The following is a 17024-nucleotide window of genomic DNA, read 5'->3' as shown; positions in this document are numbered from 1 at the left end:
CTACTTCTCGACGGGGTCCGTGCGTTCCAGCCGGAGGCGGCCGTCGGCGATCTCCGTGTAGTACGACATGGTCGTCAGCGCCGGAGCGTAGGCGTGGATGCTGACGGCGGGCTCGTCGCCCCGGTTGGTCACCTCGTGCACATGGCGCGGGCCGAAGGAGCGCAGTCCGTCGGTCGTCAGGGTGCGGACGCCCGGGCCGCGGGTCGTCTCGACCTCCGGCGGGGCGAAGGAGCGTTCGGTCAGGGTGCCGCGCACCACGCCGAACGCGCCGGAGGCGCCGCCGTGGTCGTGGATCTCGGTGCCCTGGCCGGGCAGCCAGGTCAGCAGCCACACCTCGTGTTCGGCGCCCGCGTCGAGGCGGTGGTACCAGCGGTCGGGGGTGGTGAAGCGGACCAGCGGCTCCCAGAGCGCGCGGCGGGCGGCGAAGGCGCGCACCGTGGCGGCCAACTCCTGGGGTGTGCGCGGGTCCTGGGGTGGCGCGGGCAGGGCGGGGGCGGATGTCGACATGCGGTCCTCGCAGGCGGTGTGGCGCAGGTGGGGGGTGCACGGGCCGCGCGGGGCGCGGTCGGCGCGGCATCGGTGGCCAGGCGTGGTGAACGGCCAGGACCGAGGCGGCGGGCGAAGAAGGGGGAGCCGGCGGGCTCGGCGGCTCAGTCGCGGCCGCGACGACAGAGGGCGCTGGCCACCCGGACCAGGTCCACATGGCTGCGCGAGAAAAGGCGCTTGCCCGTCGTCATGGCGAAAGATTTACCGTGCCCCGCCCGGCCAGGTCAAGCCGGCTCCTTTTCCCGGAATATCGGAACGCGGACGGGCCCTGTTCCGTGATGTGAGATGGGTCGCCAATATCTTGACGGCGCCTCGGTGTTGCTGGCATGCTCACGTATCGTGAGTCAAGCTGACTTTCTCGTAACGCGGCTGCACGTCGATCTTCGGCGGCAGGCCAGCGCCATCTGTGCCGTCGGTTGCTGAAACAGCATCCAGCCGACGCACTTCCCCTGCGTGCCCTTGCGTGACGCTCTTCCCACCGCCTTAGCGGTGCGGAGTCTTTCGTCGCATTTCGCCGCTTTTCCGGTCCGGCGTCCCGAATCTCTCGTCCGGCATTCCGCCGGGATTTTCGGGTGTCGTCGATCCGGTGGTCGATCCGGCCGATAGCAGTCCGGTTGGCGTCCAGCAGACGCCTACTCGGTCGGTGAGCCAGGGGATTTCCTCGGCTGCCTGGGGACGCAATGTGTCCCACCCCACAGTGATGAACATGTCCATCCGATATCAGGCACCAGCTATCAGGCACCAGGTATCAGGGAAAGGCAGCAACAGACATGACCGGCAGTGGTTTTGACATTCGACGGGTCGGGGGCCGGATCGGCGCCGAGATCATCGGTGTCGACATCTCCCGTCCCCTCGACCCCGGCGTCGTCGCCGAGATCAACGGCGCGTTGATCGAGCACAAGGCACTCTTCTTCCGGGGCCAGGACCTGGACGACACGGCGCAGCTCAGGTTCGCCTCGCTCTTCGGCGAGTTGACCACCGCGCACCCCACGGTGCCGTCCGCCGACGGCCAGCCCAACGTTCTCGCGGTGAACGGCGAGGAGGGCATCCGTTCCAACCGGTGGCACACCGATGTCACCTTCCTGCGCACCCCGCCCAAGGCGACGACCCTGCGCAGCCTGGTGGTTCCGCCCTACGGCGGGAACACGCTGATCGCCAACGCGGCCTCCGCCTACCGCGATCTGCCGGACGCCCTGCGGGAGTTGGCCGACCGGCTGTGGGCCGAGCACACCAACGACCACGACTACGCCGAGCCGAGGACGGCCAAGGCCGCCGAGCACCGGCGGCGGTTCGTCTCCCGGAAGTACCGCACCGCGCACCCGGTGGTGCGGGTCCATCCGGAGAGCGGTGAACGCGGGCTGTTCATCGGCGGGTTCGCGCAGCGCCTGGTCGGCCTGAACGCCGACGACTCGCGCGATCTGCTGCGCATCCTGCAGAACTACGTGATCCGACCGGAGAACGTGGTGCGTTGGAGCTGGGCCCCCGGCGATCTGGTCCTCTTCGACAACCGCATCACCCAGCACTACGCCCCTGACGACTACGGCACCCTGCCGCGCCTGCTGCACCGGGTGACCGTGGCCGGAGACGTGCCCGTCGGTATCGACGGCGAGCGCAGCCGGGTCGTCGAAGGCGACGACGCCGAGCACTACACCCCCGCCGCGGCGGCCTGACCCCTTAACCCAAGGAAGGAGCCACCCATGCGGCACCTCACCGCGCTCCCCGATCTGTCCGAACTCTCCGACGTGACGGTGACCCTGGCACCGGAGAACCAGGACCAGGCGGACGGCTCCGTGCCGCTCGTCGGCTATCTGGTGCTGGCACCGGCCGGGACCCAGCCGGCGCAGCTCAGCGAACTGCTCGCCGCCCAGGCGGCGTTGACCGTGCCCAAGCCCGCGTCCAACACGGGCGGGGCACGCGGCATCGTGGTGGACACCGAGGAACGTACCGCGACCGTGGACGGTGAGCCGTTGCGGCTGACCTATCTGGAGTTCGAACTGCTGGCGCATCTGGTGCGACACCCGCACCGGGTCTACACCAGGGAGCAGTTGGTGGCCACCATCTGGGGCTACGGCCCGGTGGGGGACCAGCGCACCGTGGATGTGCATATCGCCAGGCTGCGCCGCAAGTTGGGCGAGTCCTACCGGGAACGCATCGTCACGGTGCGGAGGGTCGGCTACAAGTACGTGCCCGCCACCGGCTGAGCCTGCCGGTCAGCCGACCAACGCGGGGGCGCGCCTGAGACGGCGCGCCCCCGCATAGCGGCGCAGCAGCAGTTCGGCCAGCTCGGGGGCGGCGCCCAGCACCGGAGCCAACACGTCCGAGCCCGCCTCGCGGGCGCCGGCCGCGATCCGGTCGGGCAGCCGTCCGGGCGCGATCACATAGGGCGACACCACGACCCGGCCCAGGCCGGCGGCGCGCAGCGCGCGCACCGCCTGGGCCGGGTCGGGCGCGTGCGCCGAGGCGTAGCCGGAGACGACCGCGCCCCAGCCGGCGCTCGCGCGCCACCGGGCGGCGAACCGTTCCAGCGCGGCGCGGGCCGCCGGATCCGAGGTGCCGGCCGAGGCGAGCACCACCCCGGTGTCCGAACGGCCCACCCTGGTACCGGGGTCGGCCTCGGCCAGCCGTCGTTCCAGGGCGGAGAACAGCAGCGGATCGGGCCCCAGCACCTCGGTCTGCCGCACGCGGAGCCCGGGCAGCCGGGCCTGTTCCGCGGCGAGCACCGCGGGGATGTCCGTGGTCGCGTGATAGGCGCGGTTCAACAGCAGCGGCAGCGCCACCACGCGGCGCCGCCCGGCCGCGTGCAGCCGGGCGAGCACCGTCTCGACGCGGGGCGCGGCGAAGTCAAGGAAACCGTGGGCCACCGGCACTCCGGGGGCGCGGGCGCGCACCCGGGCGGCGAGCGCGTCGACCGTCGCGGCATGGCGGGCATCCCTGCTGCCATGCGCGACGATCAACAGCGTCGGCGGCCCGCCGGTCACAGGGTCCTGGCCAACAGCCCCCGGGAGCGCAGCACCCGGCGCTCCAGCGGGGAGAAGAACAGCAGATCGATGGCGACGCCCACGACCAGGATCAGGATGATCGTGGCCAGCACGCCGGACATGTTCTGCATGGTGCGGTAGTTCTCCATCAACTGCCCGAGCCCGGTGCCCAGATCGGGCGAGTGGACGATCAGCTCGGCCGCCATCAGGGACCGCCAGGAGAACGCCCAGCCCTGCTTCAGGCCCGCCAGGTAGCCGGGCAGCGCCGCCGGCAGCAGCACATGCCGCACGCTGGTCAGCCCGCGCGCGCCCAGGGTGCGGCCGGCCCGCAGATAGAGCGGCGGGATCTGGTCGACGCCGGCGACGATGCCGTTGGCGATCGACGGCACGGCGCCCAGCAGCACCACCGCGTAGATGGTGCCGTTGGTCAGCCCGAACCAGATGATGGCCGCCGGCACCCAGGCGATCGAGGGCAGCGACTGGAGGCCGGTCAGCACCGGACCGATCGCCGCCCGCACCAGCTTGACCCGCGCCACCAGCAGCCCCAGCGGGGTGCCCACGCAGATCGCGATGAGAAAGCCGAGGATGCCGCGCGAGATGCTGGTCCAGATGTATTCGAAGAGGGTGCCCTCGCGCCACATGTCCTGGAAGACGGACCCCACGTCGCCCGGGCTGGGCAGCAGATAGTCCGGCTGCACATCCGACCAGTAGGCGATCTGCCATACCAGGAGCACCAGGCCGATCGCGACGAACGGCGGCAGCACCTTGGTGAGGATGATCTTGCCGACGGGCGTCCGTTCCGTCGTCCCCTGGCTCTCCAGCGCGTCCAGGCCGGCCTCAAGGCCCGCCAGGTCGGTGTTGGTCTCCCGCGGCTCCTTCGTCTCGGAGGGCGCGGTCTCACTGCTGGCCATGGCGGCGGATCTCCTCCCGGAGTCGTTCGGTGATCTCCACGGAGAGCGCGGAGACCTCGGCGTCCTCGATCCGGCGCGGCTGCTCGATGTCGACGCGCCACTCGGTGACGATCCGGCCCGGCCGGGAGGAGAGCAGGATGACCCGCTGGGCCAGCCGCACCGCCTCCCGGACGTTGTGCGTCACAAAGAGCACCGAGACACCGGTCTCCGACCAGATGCGGGTCAGCTCCTCGTGCAGCACATCCCGGGTGATGGCGTCCAGCGCCGCGAACGGCTCGTCCATCAGGAGGAGTTGGCTGGCCTGGGCGAGGGCCCTGGCCAGCGCCACGCGCTGTCGCATGCCGCCGGACAGCTCGTGCACCCGCTTGTCGTAGCTGCCGCCGAGCCGCACCAGGCTGAGCAGCCGCTCCGCCTCCTCGCGGCGCTCCGCCTTGGGCACACCGCGCAGCCGCAGCGCCAGTTCGACGTTGCGTCCGGCGGTGAGCCACGGGAAGAGCGCGTGCTCCTGGAACATCAGCGCCGGGCGCCCGCCGGGGACGGAGATCTCCCCGGTGGACGGCGCGTCGAGACCGGCGGCGAGGTTGAGCAGCGTCGACTTGCCACACCCCGACGCGCCGATCAGCGTGACGAACTCCCCTGGGGCGACGTCCAGGCTGATGTCGTCCAGCACGAGTTGCTGTTTGCCCTGCCGGCCGAAGGATTTCGACACATGCTCGAACCGCACGGCGTAGGCGGCCTCGGCTGTGGCGTCCTCACCGACCGAGCTGTCGAGGGCCATGGCCATCGGAAGTCACCTCCTGGGGTGAACGTGAGCGGTTGCTTGACGAGGGCTCAGCCGATGCCGAGGCCGGCGTCGGAGACCTCGGGCAGGTCCGCCTCGGCCAGCACCGCGTTGAGGATCGACAGGTCGTAGATGCCGGTCAGGTCGGTCTCGTCCAACAGGCCGACCTCGGTGGCGTTCTCGGCGCCCACCAGCAGCGTCTCGGCCAGCGGGTCGTTGACGAACTCGACGTTCTCGAACGCCGGGTCGAGCACCTCGGCCGGCAGTTCGTTGCCGCCGGGCAGTCGGCCGAGGGCGCCGTTGAAGACGGTCTTGGCCTCGTCCGGGTTCTCGTTGATCCAGGCGTTGGTGCGCACCACGCCCCGCACCACGGCCTCGACCACGTCGGGGTGCTCGTCGAGGAAGCTCTGGGCGGCGATCACATGGGTGACCACGTACTGCCCGTTGTCCCACAGCTCGCCCTCGTCCAGCAGGGTCTCGGCGCCCCGGCTGATCAGGTTGGCGGCGGTGGGCTCCGGCACCCAGGCGCCGTCGATGTCGCCGCCCTCGAAGGCGGCCGGGATCTCCGAGTTGGCGATCCGCAGCACCGAGACATCGCCCGCGCCGCTCTGCGGGTCGACCTCGAAGCCCTGGTCGTTGAGGTAGCTGAGCAGCGCCACGTCCTGGGTGTTGCCCAGCTGCGGGGTGGCGATCCGCTTGCCCGCCAGATCGTCCAGGCCGGAGACGGTGTCCGGGTTGACGACCAGCGAGGCGCCGCCGGAGGCCGCGCCCGAGACGATGCGCAGGCTCTGGCCGTTGGAGCCGGCGAAGCCGTTGATCGCCGGGTTGGGGCCGATGAAGGTGATGTCCAGGTCCCCGGCGTTCAGCGCCTCGATCGCGGACGGGCCGGCGTTGAAGATCTGCGTCTTCACCTCGGTGCCGCCCAGCTCCTCGCGGATCAGCCCGTCGTTCTCCAGACCGATCACGCCGGTGGCGTGGGTGATGTTGGCGAAGTAGCCGATGCGCACCTCGTCGGTGGAGAGCGCGGGGCCGCTGGCGCTGTTGCTCGGGGTCGGTTCGTCGTCCTCGGAGTCGGAGCCGTAACCGCAGGCGGCGAGCGGGGCCAGCAGCAGCGTCAGGGAGGCCAACGTGGCCAGCGGGGTTCTGCGACGCGGAAGGCGGAAGACGGTCATGGCTCGGGGTTTCCTCTCGGCGGTCTCGCGCCGCCGACACGCGGCGCGAGGGGAAGGTGGGCTTACGGGCATCGGATGGTGGGGCCGGAAGACGCGCGGGGCGTCAACGGGAGCCCGCACATCGCGCGATGCCGCCGTGGCCGCTACCAAGCGACCCACTGCCCACCCGTCCGCCCTCCTTGGCGAAGGTGGAGAAAACATCCCTCGGCATGATCAGAAGTCCCACCCGTCGTCGGCGGCCGCCGCCGGCTCGGCCTCGGCCGCCGGATCGGCGAACGCCTCGCCGGCCATGCCGGCGGTCAGCGTGGCGCCGTCGGCCGGGTCGATCAGCAGGAACGAGCCGGTGGCGCGGGAGTCGGCGTAACGGTCGACGGGCAGCGGCTCGGCGGTGCGGATCACCACCCGGCCGATGTCGTTGGCCACCAGCCGTCCGGGCTCGGGGTGTTGGGAGAGATCGTCCAGGGTCAGCCGGGACGGGATCTCCTTGACGATCGCCTTGACGGTGCGGGTGGTGTGCTTGAGCAGCACCCTGGCGCCCGGCGTCAGCGGTCGGTCGTGCAGATGGCAGACGGTGGCCGTCAGATCCTGGCTGGTCGGCGCCGCGTCGTCGGCCGGGGCGATCAGATCGCCCCGGGAGATGTCCAGATCGTCCGCCAGGCTGAGGGTCACCGACTGCGGGGCCCAGGCCACGTCGACGGACTGGCCCAGCGCGTCGATGCCGGTGATCACGCTGGTGCGGGCCGATGGGGCGACCGTCACCCGCTCGCCCACCCGCAGCACCCCGGCCGCGATCTGCCCCGCGTACCCACGGAAGTCCGGGTGCTCGGCGGACTGCGGCCGGATCACGTACTGCACGGGGAACCGCGCCGGCTCCCGGGACGGATCGTGGGCGACCGGCACCGTCTCCAGATGCTCCAGCACCGTGGGGCCGCCGTACCAGTCCATGGTGGCCGAGGGGGTCACCACATTGTCGCCGGCGAGCGCCGAGATGGGGATCGGGGTGATCTCGGGGACGCCCAGCGAGGCGGCGTACCGGGTGAACTCGGCGGCTATCGCGGCGAACACGGGCTCCGCGTAGTCGACCAGATCCATCTTGTTGACGGCCAGCACCACCTGCGGGACGCGCAGCAGCGCGGCGACGGCGGCATGCCGGCGGGTCTGCTCCACCACGCCGTTGCGGGCGTCCACCAGGATGATCGCCAGTTCGGCGGTGGAGGCGCCGGTCACCATGTTCCGGGTGTACTGCACATGCCCAGGGGTGTCGGCCAGCACGAAGCGGCGGCGCGCGGTGGCGAAGTAGCGGTAGGCCACGTCGATGGTGATGCCCTGCTCGCGTTCGGCGCGCAGCCCGTCGGTGAGCAGCGCCAGATCGGGCGCCTCCTGGCCCCGGTTGCGGGAGGCCAGCTCGACGGCGGCCAGCTGGTCGCTCAGCACCGACTTGGAATCGTGCAACAGCCGCCCCACCAGCGTGGACTTGCCGTCGTCGACGGAGCCGGCGGTGGCGAAGCGCAGCAGCGAGGTGGCGGATATCGCCGCGCTGTCGGCGGTGTCGGCGGCTGCTCGGCCGGTCATCAGAAGTACCCCTCGCGCTTGCGGTCCTCCATGGCGGCCTCGGACAGCTTGTCGTCGGCCCTGGTGGCGCCCCGTTCGGTCAGTCGGGACGCGGCGATCTCGGCGATGATCTGCTCGATGGTCTCCGCCGACGACTCCACGGCACCGGTGCAGGACATGTCGCCGACGGTGCGGTACCGCACCTGGCGGCTGGTGACCGTCTCGCGCTCCCTGGGGCCGCCCCAGTCGCCCGGCGCCAGCCACATGCCGTCGCGCCGGAACACCTCGCGGTGGTGCGCGTAGTAGATCGCCGGGATCTCGATCTTCTCCCTGGCGATGTACTGCCAGACGTCCAGCTCGGTCCAGTTGGAGAGCGGGAACACCCGGACATGCTCGCCCGGCGCGTGCCGCCCGTTGTACAGCTGCCACAGCTCGGGCCGCTGCCGCCTGGGGTCCCAGCCGCCGAACTCGTCCCGCAGCGAGAAGACCCGCTCCTTGGCCCTGGCCTTCTCCTCGTCGCGCCGCCCGCCGCCGAACACCGCGTCGAAACGGTGCGTCTCGATGGCGTGCAGCAGCGGCACGGTCTGCAGCGGGTTGCGGGTGCCGTCGGGCCGTTCGCGCAGCTCGCCCCGGTCGATGAAGTCCTGCACCAGCGCGACCTCCAGGCGCAGCCCGTGCCGGGCCACCACCGCGTCGCGGTAGGCGATGACCTCGGGGAAGTTGTGCCCGGTGTCGACATGCAGCAGGGCGAACGGGAGCGGCGCCGGCGCGAACGCCTTGAGCGCCAGATGCAGCATGACGATGGAGTCCTTGCCACCGGAGAAGAGGATCACCGGCCGTTCGAACTCGCCCGCCACCTCGCGGAAGATATGGACCGCCTCGGACTCCAGCACATCCAGATGGGAGAGCGCGAAGGGCCCGGCCACCTCGTCGGTGATCGAAAGTGCCGCCGTCATGGAGGATTCCTTCCGTTCGTCCTCGATCACGCCAACCCCCGGTCGGTCAGCAGCGCGTGCAGCGCCCGCGCGGACTCGGCCACCGTCTGCTCGTGCGCCGCGATCCGCAGATCCGGGTCGGCCGGCGCCTCGTAGGGGTCGTCGACGCCGGTCAGCCCCGTCAGTTCGCCGCTGGCCTGCCGGGCGTAGAGGCCCTTGACGTCGCGCTCCGAGCAGACCTCGACCGGGGTCGCCACATGCACCTCCAGATAGCCGGTGCCGGCCGCCTGATGGTGCTTGCGGACGGCCTCGCGGCTGTCCGCGTAGGGGGCTATCACCGGCACCAGGACCTTCACCCCGTGCGAGGCGAGCAGTTCCGCGACAAAGCCGATCCGCCGGACGTTGGTGTGCCGGTCCTCCCGGGAGAAGCCGAGCCCGGCGGAGAGAAAGGTGCGGATCTCGTCCCCGTCCAGGACCTCGACCCGGTGGCCCTCGTCGGCGAGCCGGGCGGCCAGCGCCTCGGCGATGGTGGTCTTGCCCGCGCTGGGCAGCCCGGTGAGCCAGACGGTGGCACCTCGCTCGACCGTCGCCATGTCCCCACTCCTCGCGTCCCGCGCCGTTTCGGTCCTGGTCATCAGCCGTGCAACCCGCACTCGGTCTTGCCCAGCCCGGCCCACCGGCCGGCCCGCGCGTCCTCGCCGTCGGCGACCCTGCTGGTGCAGGGCGCGCAGCCGATGGAGGCATAGCCGTCCTGCAGCAGCGGGTTGGTCAGCACGCCGTGCTCGGCGACATACGCCTCCACATCGCGCTGCGTCCAACGGGCGATGGGGGCGATCTTGACCAGCTCGCGCCGCGCGTCCCAGCCGACCACCGGGGTGTTCGCCCGGGTGGGCGACTCGTCCCTGCGCAGCCCGGTGGCCCACGCGTCGTAGCCGGCGAGCCCGCGCTCCAGCACCGCCACCTTGCGCAGCGCGCAGCAGCGGTCGGGCTCGCGCTCGTAGAGCCTGGGACCCCACGCGGCGTCCTGCTCGGCGACGGTCAGCTCGGGCGTCAACGTCCGCACGTTGACGTCCAGTACGGCGGCGACCGCGTCCCTGGTGCCGATGGTCTCGGGGAAGTGGTAGCCGGTGTCGAGGAACACCACGTCGACACCCGGCCTGGCCCGGGACGCCAGATGGGCGACGACGGCGTCCTCCATCGACGAGGTGACGCAGAACCGCTCGCCGAAGGTGTCGGCGGCCCACCGCAGGACGGCGAGCGCGTCGGCGTCCTCAAGCTCACGCCCCGCACGCTCGGCCAGGTCCCGCAACTCCTCGGTGCGTGCGGCGGATCGGCTGGTGGTGGTGTCCAACATGCCCTCCTTCAGCTGGCGTCCGCGCCGTCGTCTGCGGCGGGGCGGGTGAGACCGCTGGCCAACAGGCCAAGGAACGACAGGCGGAACGCCCGGTTGCAGGCGCCGCATTTCCAGGCGCCATGGCCGGCCTCGCTGGGCCGAAGATCCTCCTCGGCGCAGTAGGGGCAGTAGAACGGTGCGGCCCGCTCGCTCACTTCAGGTCCTCCTCGGCGGCGCGGCCCACCCAGGTGGCGAAGCGCTCCCCGGGCTCCCGCTGCTCCTGGAAGGCGATCAGCACCCGCTCGACATAGTCGGCGAGGCCGGCGGCGGTGACCTTGAGCCCCCGCACCTTCCGCCCGAACGCCGGGTCGAGACCGAGGGAGCCGCCCAGATGCACCTGGAAGCCCTCGACCTGGTTGCCGTCGGCGTCGGTGACCAGCTGCCCCTTGAGACCGATGTCCGCGACCTGGATACGGGCGCAGGAGTTGGGGCAACCGTTGATGTTGATGGTCAGCGGCTCGTCGAAGTCCGGCAGCCGGCGCTCCATCTCCTCGATCAGCCACTGGCCCCGGCTCTTGGTCTCCACGATGGCCAGCTTGCAGAACTCGATCCCGGTGCAGGCCATGGTGCCGCGCCGGAACGAGGACGGCCTGGTGGTCAGGTCCAACGCCTCCAGGGCGTCGGCCAACTGCTCGACCTGGTCCTCCGGCACGTCCAGGATCAGCATCTTCTGGTGGACGGTGGTGCGCACCCGGTGCGAGCCATGGGCCTCGGCGAGATCGGCGATCTTGGCGAGCGTGGTGCCGTCGACCCGGCCGACGCGCGGTGCGAAGCCCAGATAGAACCGGCCGTCCTTCTGCCGGTGCACGCCGATATGGTCGCGCCACTCGTTGGGCGGCTGCTCGGGCGCCGGGCCGTCGACCATCCGACGCAGCAGGTACTCGTCCTCCAGCACCTGGCGGAACTTCGCCACGCCCCAGTCCTTCAACAGGAACTTGATCCGGGCGCGGGTGCGCAGCCGCCGGTAGCCGTAGTCGCGGAAGAGGGCGACCACGCCCTCGTGCACGTCCGCGACCTCGTCCAACGGGACCCAGGCGCCCAGGCGTTCGCCGAGGCTCGGGTTGGTGGACAGCCCGCCGCCGACCCACACGTCGAATCCCGGGCCGCGCTCGGGGTGGACGACGCCGACGAAGGCGACGTCGTTGATCTCGTGCACCACGTCCAGCAGCGGGGATCCTGAGACCGCCGTCTTGAACTTGCGCGGCAGGTTGGAGTACGCCTTGTTGCCGACCACCCGGCGGTGAATGGCCTCGATGGCCGGGGTGCCGTCGATGATCTCGTCGGCCGCGATACCGGCGACGGGGGAGCCCACGATCACCCGGGGGGTGTCGCCGCACGCCTCGGTGGTGGAGAGGCCGACGCCCTCGAGGCGCCGCCAGATCTCCGGCATGTCCTCGATCCGGATCCAGTGGTACTGGACGTTCTGCCGGTCGGTGATGTCGGCGGTGCCGCGCGCGAACTCCTGCGATATCTCGCCGATCACCCGCAGCTGCTCCGTGGTCAGCAGCCCGCCGTCGATCCGGACGCGGAGCATGAAGTACTCGTCGTCCAGCTCCTCGGGCTCCAGGATCGCGGTCTTGCCGCCGTCGATCCCGGGCCGCCGCTGGGTGTACAGACCCCACCAGCGCATCCGCCCCCGCAGATCGGCGCCGTCGATGGAGTCGAAGCCCCGGTGCGCGTAGATCGTCTCAATGCGTGTCCGCACATTGAGACCGTTGTCGTCCTTCTTCGTCTGCTCGTTGGCGTTGAGAGGGGTCATGTGCCCTACGGCCCACTGGCCTTCGCCGCGGTGACGGCCGACCTTGCGGCGGGGGGTGCCGGCGGGCTTCTTGGCGGAGTCCGACATGATCACGGTCTTTCTGCGGGCAGCAGGGATGCTCCGTCCTGGAGACCGGCGCGACATCGCGGCGGGCAGGGCAGAGTGAGGAGGAAGGGCGACGTGGGGAGCCGGGAGCGCGGTGGCCCGGGGCAGGCGGAACAAACCGTGCGGCTCAGCGCATATCAGGACACCGGACAGATGGCGCTGGACATTCGACCGAGATCCACATGGCGGCGACTCACCAAGGCAATTCCCGCTCGCGACATGACGGCAGCGTTGCACGCGGTGTCGTCGTCGTCCACCACCATCCACTATGTGGACGCGGCTGTCCTGCATGATGGACGGTGTGCAGGGGCTCTCACTCTCCGTGGCGCGCCCTCGACGCGGCCGCTCCCTGGCATGCGAACGGCCCCGAGGTGTGGGGTCCCAGGGGCCGTTCGTCGGGGGGACGTTCGGGGGCTGATCAGATCCGGACCAGCAGCTCCAGGAGGTCCCGGTAGTCGCGCAGCGCGGTGCGCTGCGCCTCGGTGTCGCCGGCGGCGTCCGGCTCGTCCGCCGGGCCCTGCCAGCTGTCGCGCAGCGCGCGCCGCCGGTTGGCCAGCTCCTCGGTGAGCCGGGCCACGGCCTGTTCCAGCGCGGCGTCCGCCGTCGCCACCGACTCCCCGGGACCGTCGACGAACCCGGCGACCGCGCCCTTCACCTCGGCGCGCAGCCGGTCCGCCTCCTCGGGGCTGAACAGTGGTGCGACGGCGCGGCGTTCCCCGCTCCCGACCATGCGGTCAGGGGCGCGCTCGGGAGCGGGGACGACGCCGCCGGCGGCCACCGGGTGGGGGGTGGTTCCGGTGCCGCCCTCGGAAAGGTCCTTCGGGGCCTCGGCGGGGGCCTGGGCCGGGGGCTCGGTGCGCTCGGCCTCCGCGCGGTTCCTGGCGAGGCGTTCGGTCAGCTTCATCAGGCGTCGCCTCCTCGGCTCGACGTGGTGCCGGTGGCCTCGACCGCCGCGCCCTCGGGTTCGTCCGCCGCCGGCGTCTCGCCGAGCAGCGCCTCGAACAGCTCACGGGCGGCGAGCAGCGCCGAGCGCAGCTCCTCCGTGCGCTCCGCCAGGGCCCGGGCCAGATCCTCCCGGCCCGCCAGGGTGTGCACCCGGCGGTAGCCGTCCACCTCGTGCGGATGGTGCACGGAGACGGCGGCCAACTGCTCGCCGTAGCCGTCCGACGGGTAGCCGCGCTCCCGGATCAGCCGGTTGAGCAGATGGTCGACCTCGGCGATCGCGCCGGCCGGCGAGTCGACGAACTGCTCCTGGGCCCCGGCCCACGAGGCCCGGTACGCGGCATGCCGCTCGGCAGACAGCGGACGGGCGCGGAACCCGCGATGGCGCCGCAGCCGGTTCCCCAACTCCTTGTGCGCGGCCCTGGTGTCCCCCTGGTGTCGGGTCACGGCACGCTCGTACTCCGGACCGAAGCGCCGCCGCAGCAGGCCACCGCCCGGCGCCAACCCGGGCCGCAGCAACGCCAGCCCGGCGAACACCAGGGCGGCGAGGACCGCCACGCTCAGGATGATGATCAGTGTCGTCATGACGTACCTTCCGCAGAGATCCTCTCAGCGAGGTTGTCATCAGGGCGTGTTACCCAATCGAAATACTCCAAACGTGCCCGATGATCGGACAGTTGACCGCGCGTAACCACGGCACGCTGCGCGCTGGCGCTCGGCCGGGGCGGGGCGCTGGCGCTCGGCCGCCGGGCCCGCTGCCGGGGAGTACCGGCCGGGGCGGTCTGGGTGCTGCCCTTCGGCCTGGGGGCCGATGTGCTCCGGGCGGTGCCATCCTGCTGGCGTGTCGGGTGTCCGGCGGCCGGCATTACTGCGTTCCGGCCCGGCGGCCGGCTCCGCTTCGCGGGGGGCCGGTTGCCTGGCGGCCGGTTGGTGGGGCAGCACCGCCCGGGGCGGGTTTCGTTCTGCCGGGCGGTGCTGGGGCAAGGGGGGGCCGTCGTTCGGTCAGAGCTGTTCCCTCAGTCCTCCCCCCCCGCTTCGGCCGCGCCGGGCCGTGGTCGTTCGCGCCGTCGTGTTACTCCGGCAGGGGCCTCGCGCGGTTGACCACAGCGGTCAGCGTCTCGTTGGCGGGGAGGGTGCCGAAGTTGTCGCCCCAGTCGCGGCCGAGCCGTGAGGCGCAGAACGCGTCCGCCACCTCGGGCGGGGCGTGGCGCACCAGCAGCGAGCCCTGCAGGACCAGTGCCAACCGTTCCACCACCCGGCGGGCCCTGGCCTCGATGCCCTCCAGGTCGGACAGTTCGGTCAGCAGGTCCTTGAGGGCCGCGTCCAGCCGGTGGTCGGCGCCGGCGGCCTGGCCCACCTCGACCAGATAGGCGTTGAGCGCGCCCGGCTCGCGTTGCAGCGCGCGCAGCGCGTCCAAGGCCTGGACGTTGCCCGACCCCTCCCAGAGGGAGTTGAGCGGGGACTCGCGCACCAGCCTGGGCAGGCCGGACTCCTCCACATAGCCGTTGCCGCCCAGACACTCAAGCGCCTCCGCCGTCACCGGGGTGCACCGCTTGGTGACCCAGTACTTCGCGGCGGGCAGCGCCAGCCGCAGCAGATGACGGTCGTGCGCGCTGCCGTCCGCCGCCGCGTCGACCGCGGCGGCCAGCCGCAGCGCGAGCGCCGTCGCGGCCTCGGACTCCAGCGCCAGATCGGCCAGCACGTTGGTCATCAGCGGCTTGTCGATCAGCGGGCCGCCGAACGCCGAACGGTGCGCCGCGTGGTGGACGGCCCGGGAGACCGCCTGCCGCATGATCGCAGCCGAGCCGGTGACACAGTCGAGCCGGGTGGCCGCCACCATCTCGATGATGGTGGGCACCCCGCGCCCCTCCTCGCCGACCAGCCAGGCCAGCGTCTCCCCGTCGAACTCCACCTCGGAGCTGGCGTTGGAACGGTTGCCCAGCTTGTCCTTGAGCCGTTGCAGCCGGAAGGAGTTGCGGGTGCCGTCCGGCAGCACCCGGGGCAGCAGGAAGCAGCTGAGCCCGCCGGGCGCCTGGGCCAGTACCAGAAAGACGTCGGACATCGGCGCCGAGCAGAACCACTTGTGTCCGGTCAGCCGGTAGAGGCCGGGCTCGCCGGTGGGCTCCGCCCGGCTGGTGTTGGTCCGCACATCGGAGCCGCCCTGCTTCTCCGTCATCCCCATGCCGGCCAGCGCACCCGCCTTGGCCGTCGCCGGGACGTCGAGCCCGGGCTGGTAGCGGCGCGAGGTGAGCAGCGGCTCCCATACGGCGGCCAACTCGGGGGTGGCGCGCAGCGCCGGCACCGCCGCGTGGGTCATCGAGACGGGGCAGCCATGCCCCGCCTCCACCTGGCTCCATACGAGAAATCCAGCCGTTCTACGCAACTGGCCGGAAGGGCGCGACCAGGCGTCGGTGAGGCCCGCCGCCACCGCCTGGTCGAGGAGTTGGTGCCAGGCGGGGTGGAACTCGACCTCGTCGATCCGATGCCCGCGCGGATCGAATACCCGCAGGACAGGGGGGTGTTCATTGGCCAGCCGCCCCCATTCGGCGGCCTCGGCCGAGCCGGCCTCCCGGCCGAGCTGGGTCAGCTCGGCGACCGCCTCGTCCGCCGCCTCGGGCGCGACCAGCCGCCGGAAACCCTCGGTGAGGGCGGCGTCCTGACCGAACACGTCGTAGTCGATCAAGGGGGGAACCTGATTGGTGACCGTGTGGGTGCTGGGCGTCATGGCGCCACGTTAGGCGCCGTCGAGGGGGTGCGCCATCCCCCGAACCCGCTCATCAGGGGCTACCTTTCGCCGACTGCCCTAGTACAGTGAGGCGTTCGCGGCGACGGCAGGGAGCGACCGATGGAGTTGGACCTGGATTCCGATACGGCGGTCGGCGAGTTCGACGCGTCGCCGATGGCCTTGGACTTTCGGCAGACGGGGCCAACCGTGCCCCGGATGGTCCTCGGCAACCGGCTGCGCGCCCTTCGGGAGGCCCAGGGCATCACGGGCGCCGACGCCGGGCGCCGGATCCGGGGCTCGCACTCCAAGATCAGCCGCCTGGAGATGGGCCGCACCGGCTTCAAGGCGCGTGACGTCCTCGACCTGCTCACCTACTACGGTGTCGCGGACGAGGCGGAGCGCCTGACCCTGCTGTCCCTGGCCCGCCAGTCCAACACCCACGGGTGGTGGCAGTTCTACCACGACATCGTGCCCAGCTGGCTGAACGTCTATCTCGGTCTTGAGCAGACCGCGACCGTGATCAGGGGCTATGAACTGCAGTTCGTCCCCGGCCTGTTGCAGACCGAGGAGTACGCCCGCGCGGTGATGTCCCTGGTTCCCGACGACGAGGAGCGGCTGGAACGCCGGGTGCAGCTGCGGATGGCCAGGCAGCAGGTGCTGCGCCGCGCCCAGCCGCCGTTTCTGTGGGTGATCATCGACGAGACGGCGCTCCGTCGCTCGATGGGCGGCCGTGGGCTGATGCGTCGGCAGCTGGCATATCTGCTGGAGGTCTCCCGGCTGCCCCATGTCACCGTGCAGGTGGTCCCGTTCACGGCCGGGGCGCATTCGGCCATCGCCGGCCCGGTGACCGTGCTGCGTCCGCCGGGCGGCGAGCTGCCCGACGTGGTCTATCTGGAGCAGCTGACCGGCGGTGCCTATCCGGACAAGCCGTCCGAGGTGGAGCAGTACCGCCATGTGATGAACCGCCTGTCCGTCGAGGCGCTGCCGCCCGCGGCGACCACGGACTTCCTCTTCGAGGCGCTGCGCGAACTGTGAGCCGACGGGCTCCCCGTACGGCACCGGGCGCGAACGCGGAACAGGCCCGGAACAAACCGGCTGCAAGCCCGGAACAAGGATGTCCCTCCCGTGGTGTTCCCTGCCCGGAAACGGTGCCCCCTGCGCGTTGACGTGGACGCCGTTCGGTGATCGCCCACAGCGAACAGTCACGGTGACGGGGAACATCCCGA

General features: G+C 71.4%; 20 protein-coding genes. 4 read left to right on the top strand and 16 right to left on the bottom strand.

All coding sequences use genetic code 11. From position 1 onward, the window contains the following. Together AOM46_RS21415 and AOM46_RS36135 are read right to left on the bottom strand one after the other, a co-directional pair. A complete protein-coding gene (locus tag AOM46_RS21415; protein WP_062214190.1) occupies positions 1 to 507 on the bottom strand; it encodes a cysteine dioxygenase family protein in 507 nt (168 codons plus the stop codon). A gap of 143 nt (positions 508 to 650) precedes the next feature. Further along, on the bottom strand, positions 651 to 737 hold the full coding sequence (locus AOM46_RS36135) for a putative leader peptide (protein WP_370592758.1): 87 nt from the start codon (positions 735 to 737) through the stop codon (positions 651 to 653). A 94-nt stretch (positions 738 to 831) separates the two neighbouring features. Between AOM46_RS36135 and AOM46_RS36130 the strand changes: the two genes are divergently transcribed. From AOM46_RS36130 to AOM46_RS33400, 3 genes are all read left to right on the top strand, one after another. Continuing rightward, positions 832 to 969 carry a putative leader peptide gene (locus tag AOM46_RS36130; protein ID WP_370592752.1) on the top strand — a complete coding sequence of 46 codons (138 nt, stop codon included), beginning with the start codon at positions 832 to 834 and terminating at the stop codon, positions 967 to 969. 347 nt (positions 970 to 1316) lie between these two features. Continuing rightward, positions 1317 to 2216 carry a TauD/TfdA family dioxygenase gene (locus AOM46_RS33405; RefSeq protein ID WP_062214189.1) on the top strand — a complete coding sequence of 300 codons (900 nt, stop codon included), beginning with the start codon at positions 1317 to 1319 and terminating at the stop codon, positions 2214 to 2216. Between the two features lie 27 nt (positions 2217 to 2243). Beyond that, positions 2244 to 2747 carry a winged helix-turn-helix domain-containing protein gene (locus AOM46_RS33400; protein ID WP_062214188.1) on the top strand — a complete coding sequence of 168 codons (504 nt, stop codon included), beginning with the start codon at positions 2244 to 2246 and terminating at the stop codon, positions 2745 to 2747. A gap of 9 nt (positions 2748 to 2756) precedes the next feature. Here the strand turns inward: AOM46_RS33400 and AOM46_RS21400 are convergent, their stop codons facing one another. From AOM46_RS21400 to AOM46_RS21340, 14 genes are all read right to left on the bottom strand, one after another. After that, complete coding sequence (locus AOM46_RS21400) at positions 2757 to 3524, bottom strand: sirohydrochlorin chelatase (protein WP_062214187.1); 768 nt, start codon at positions 3522 to 3524, stop codon at positions 2757 to 2759. After that, positions 3521 to 4435: an ABC transporter permease gene (locus AOM46_RS21395; RefSeq protein WP_062214186.1), complete on the bottom strand. Its 915-nt coding sequence runs from the start codon at positions 4433 to 4435 to the stop codon at positions 3521 to 3523. The genes AOM46_RS21400 and AOM46_RS21395 overlap by 4 nt, the downstream gene beginning before the upstream one ends. Next, positions 4422 to 5213 carry an ABC transporter ATP-binding protein gene (locus AOM46_RS21390; protein ID WP_370592757.1) on the bottom strand — a complete coding sequence of 264 codons (792 nt, stop codon included), beginning with the start codon at positions 5211 to 5213 and terminating at the stop codon, positions 4422 to 4424. Before AOM46_RS21390 ends, AOM46_RS21395 begins: the two co-directional genes overlap by 14 nt. Positions 5214 to 5266: 53 nt before the next feature. After that, a complete protein-coding gene (locus AOM46_RS21385; RefSeq protein ID WP_062214184.1) occupies positions 5267 to 6388 on the bottom strand; it encodes an ABC transporter substrate-binding protein in 1122 nt (373 codons plus the stop codon). A 213-nt stretch (positions 6389 to 6601) separates the two neighbouring features. Next, positions 6602 to 7960, bottom strand: coding sequence for a sulfate adenylyltransferase subunit 1 (locus AOM46_RS21380; RefSeq protein WP_062214183.1), 1359 nt, complete (start codon positions 7958 to 7960; stop codon positions 6602 to 6604). Beyond that, the gene (gene cysD / locus AOM46_RS21375; protein ID WP_062214404.1) at positions 7960 to 8895 is read right to left on the bottom strand and encodes a sulfate adenylyltransferase subunit CysD; all 936 of its coding nucleotides are present in this window, start codon (positions 8893 to 8895) and stop codon (positions 7960 to 7962) included. The genes AOM46_RS21380 and cysD overlap by 1 nt, the downstream gene beginning before the upstream one ends. A gap of 26 nt (positions 8896 to 8921) precedes the next feature. After that, positions 8922 to 9467 carry an adenylyl-sulfate kinase gene (gene cysC, locus AOM46_RS21370; protein ID WP_062214182.1) on the bottom strand — a complete coding sequence of 182 codons (546 nt, stop codon included), beginning with the start codon at positions 9465 to 9467 and terminating at the stop codon, positions 8922 to 8924. Between the two features lie 41 nt (positions 9468 to 9508). Continuing rightward, positions 9509 to 10228: a phosphoadenylyl-sulfate reductase gene (locus AOM46_RS21365; protein WP_062214181.1), complete on the bottom strand. Its 720-nt coding sequence runs from the start codon at positions 10226 to 10228 to the stop codon at positions 9509 to 9511. A gap of 8 nt (positions 10229 to 10236) precedes the next feature. Next, positions 10237 to 10422 carry a hypothetical protein gene (locus AOM46_RS21360; protein WP_062214180.1) on the bottom strand — a complete coding sequence of 62 codons (186 nt, stop codon included), beginning with the start codon at positions 10420 to 10422 and terminating at the stop codon, positions 10237 to 10239. Beyond that, entirely contained in the window at positions 10419 to 12113 is a 1695-nt protein-coding gene (locus tag AOM46_RS21355; RefSeq protein ID WP_062214179.1) for a nitrite/sulfite reductase, read from the bottom strand. The genes AOM46_RS21360 and AOM46_RS21355 overlap by 4 nt, the downstream gene beginning before the upstream one ends. A 155-nt stretch (positions 12114 to 12268) precedes the next feature. After that, on the bottom strand, positions 12269 to 12352 hold the full coding sequence (locus AOM46_RS36125; protein ID WP_312846103.1) for a putative leader peptide: 84 nt from the start codon (positions 12350 to 12352) through the stop codon (positions 12269 to 12271). 197 nt (positions 12353 to 12549) lie between these two features. Next, positions 12550 to 13035 (bottom strand): hypothetical protein, encoded by a 486-nt coding sequence (locus AOM46_RS21350; protein ID WP_062214178.1) that lies wholly within the window; start codon positions 13033 to 13035, stop codon positions 12550 to 12552. Next, positions 13035 to 13658, bottom strand: a complete 624-nt coding sequence (locus AOM46_RS21345; protein WP_062214177.1) for a hypothetical protein — start codon at positions 13656 to 13658, stop codon at positions 13035 to 13037. Before AOM46_RS21345 ends, AOM46_RS21350 begins: the two co-directional genes overlap by 1 nt. Before the next feature lie 487 nt (positions 13659 to 14145). Then, positions 14146 to 15798, bottom strand: coding sequence for an acyl-CoA dehydrogenase family protein (locus AOM46_RS21340; RefSeq protein WP_062214176.1), 1653 nt, complete (start codon positions 15796 to 15798; stop codon positions 14146 to 14148). 120 nt (positions 15799 to 15918) lie between these two features. Between AOM46_RS21340 and AOM46_RS21335 the strand changes: the two genes are divergently transcribed. Further along, positions 15919 to 16833 (top strand): helix-turn-helix transcriptional regulator, encoded by a 915-nt coding sequence (locus AOM46_RS21335; protein WP_062214175.1) that lies wholly within the window; start codon positions 15919 to 15921, stop codon positions 16831 to 16833. Positions 16834 to 17024 lie beyond the last annotated feature (191 nt).

It is taken from the genome of Streptomyces sp. NBRC 109706 (assembly GCF_000974485.1).
Taxonomy (GTDB): Bacteria; Actinomycetota; Actinomycetes; order Streptomycetales; family Streptomycetaceae; genus Streptomyces.
Note: the sequence above shows the minus strand (reverse complement) of the source record. Positions and strands in the feature narration are given on the sequence as shown.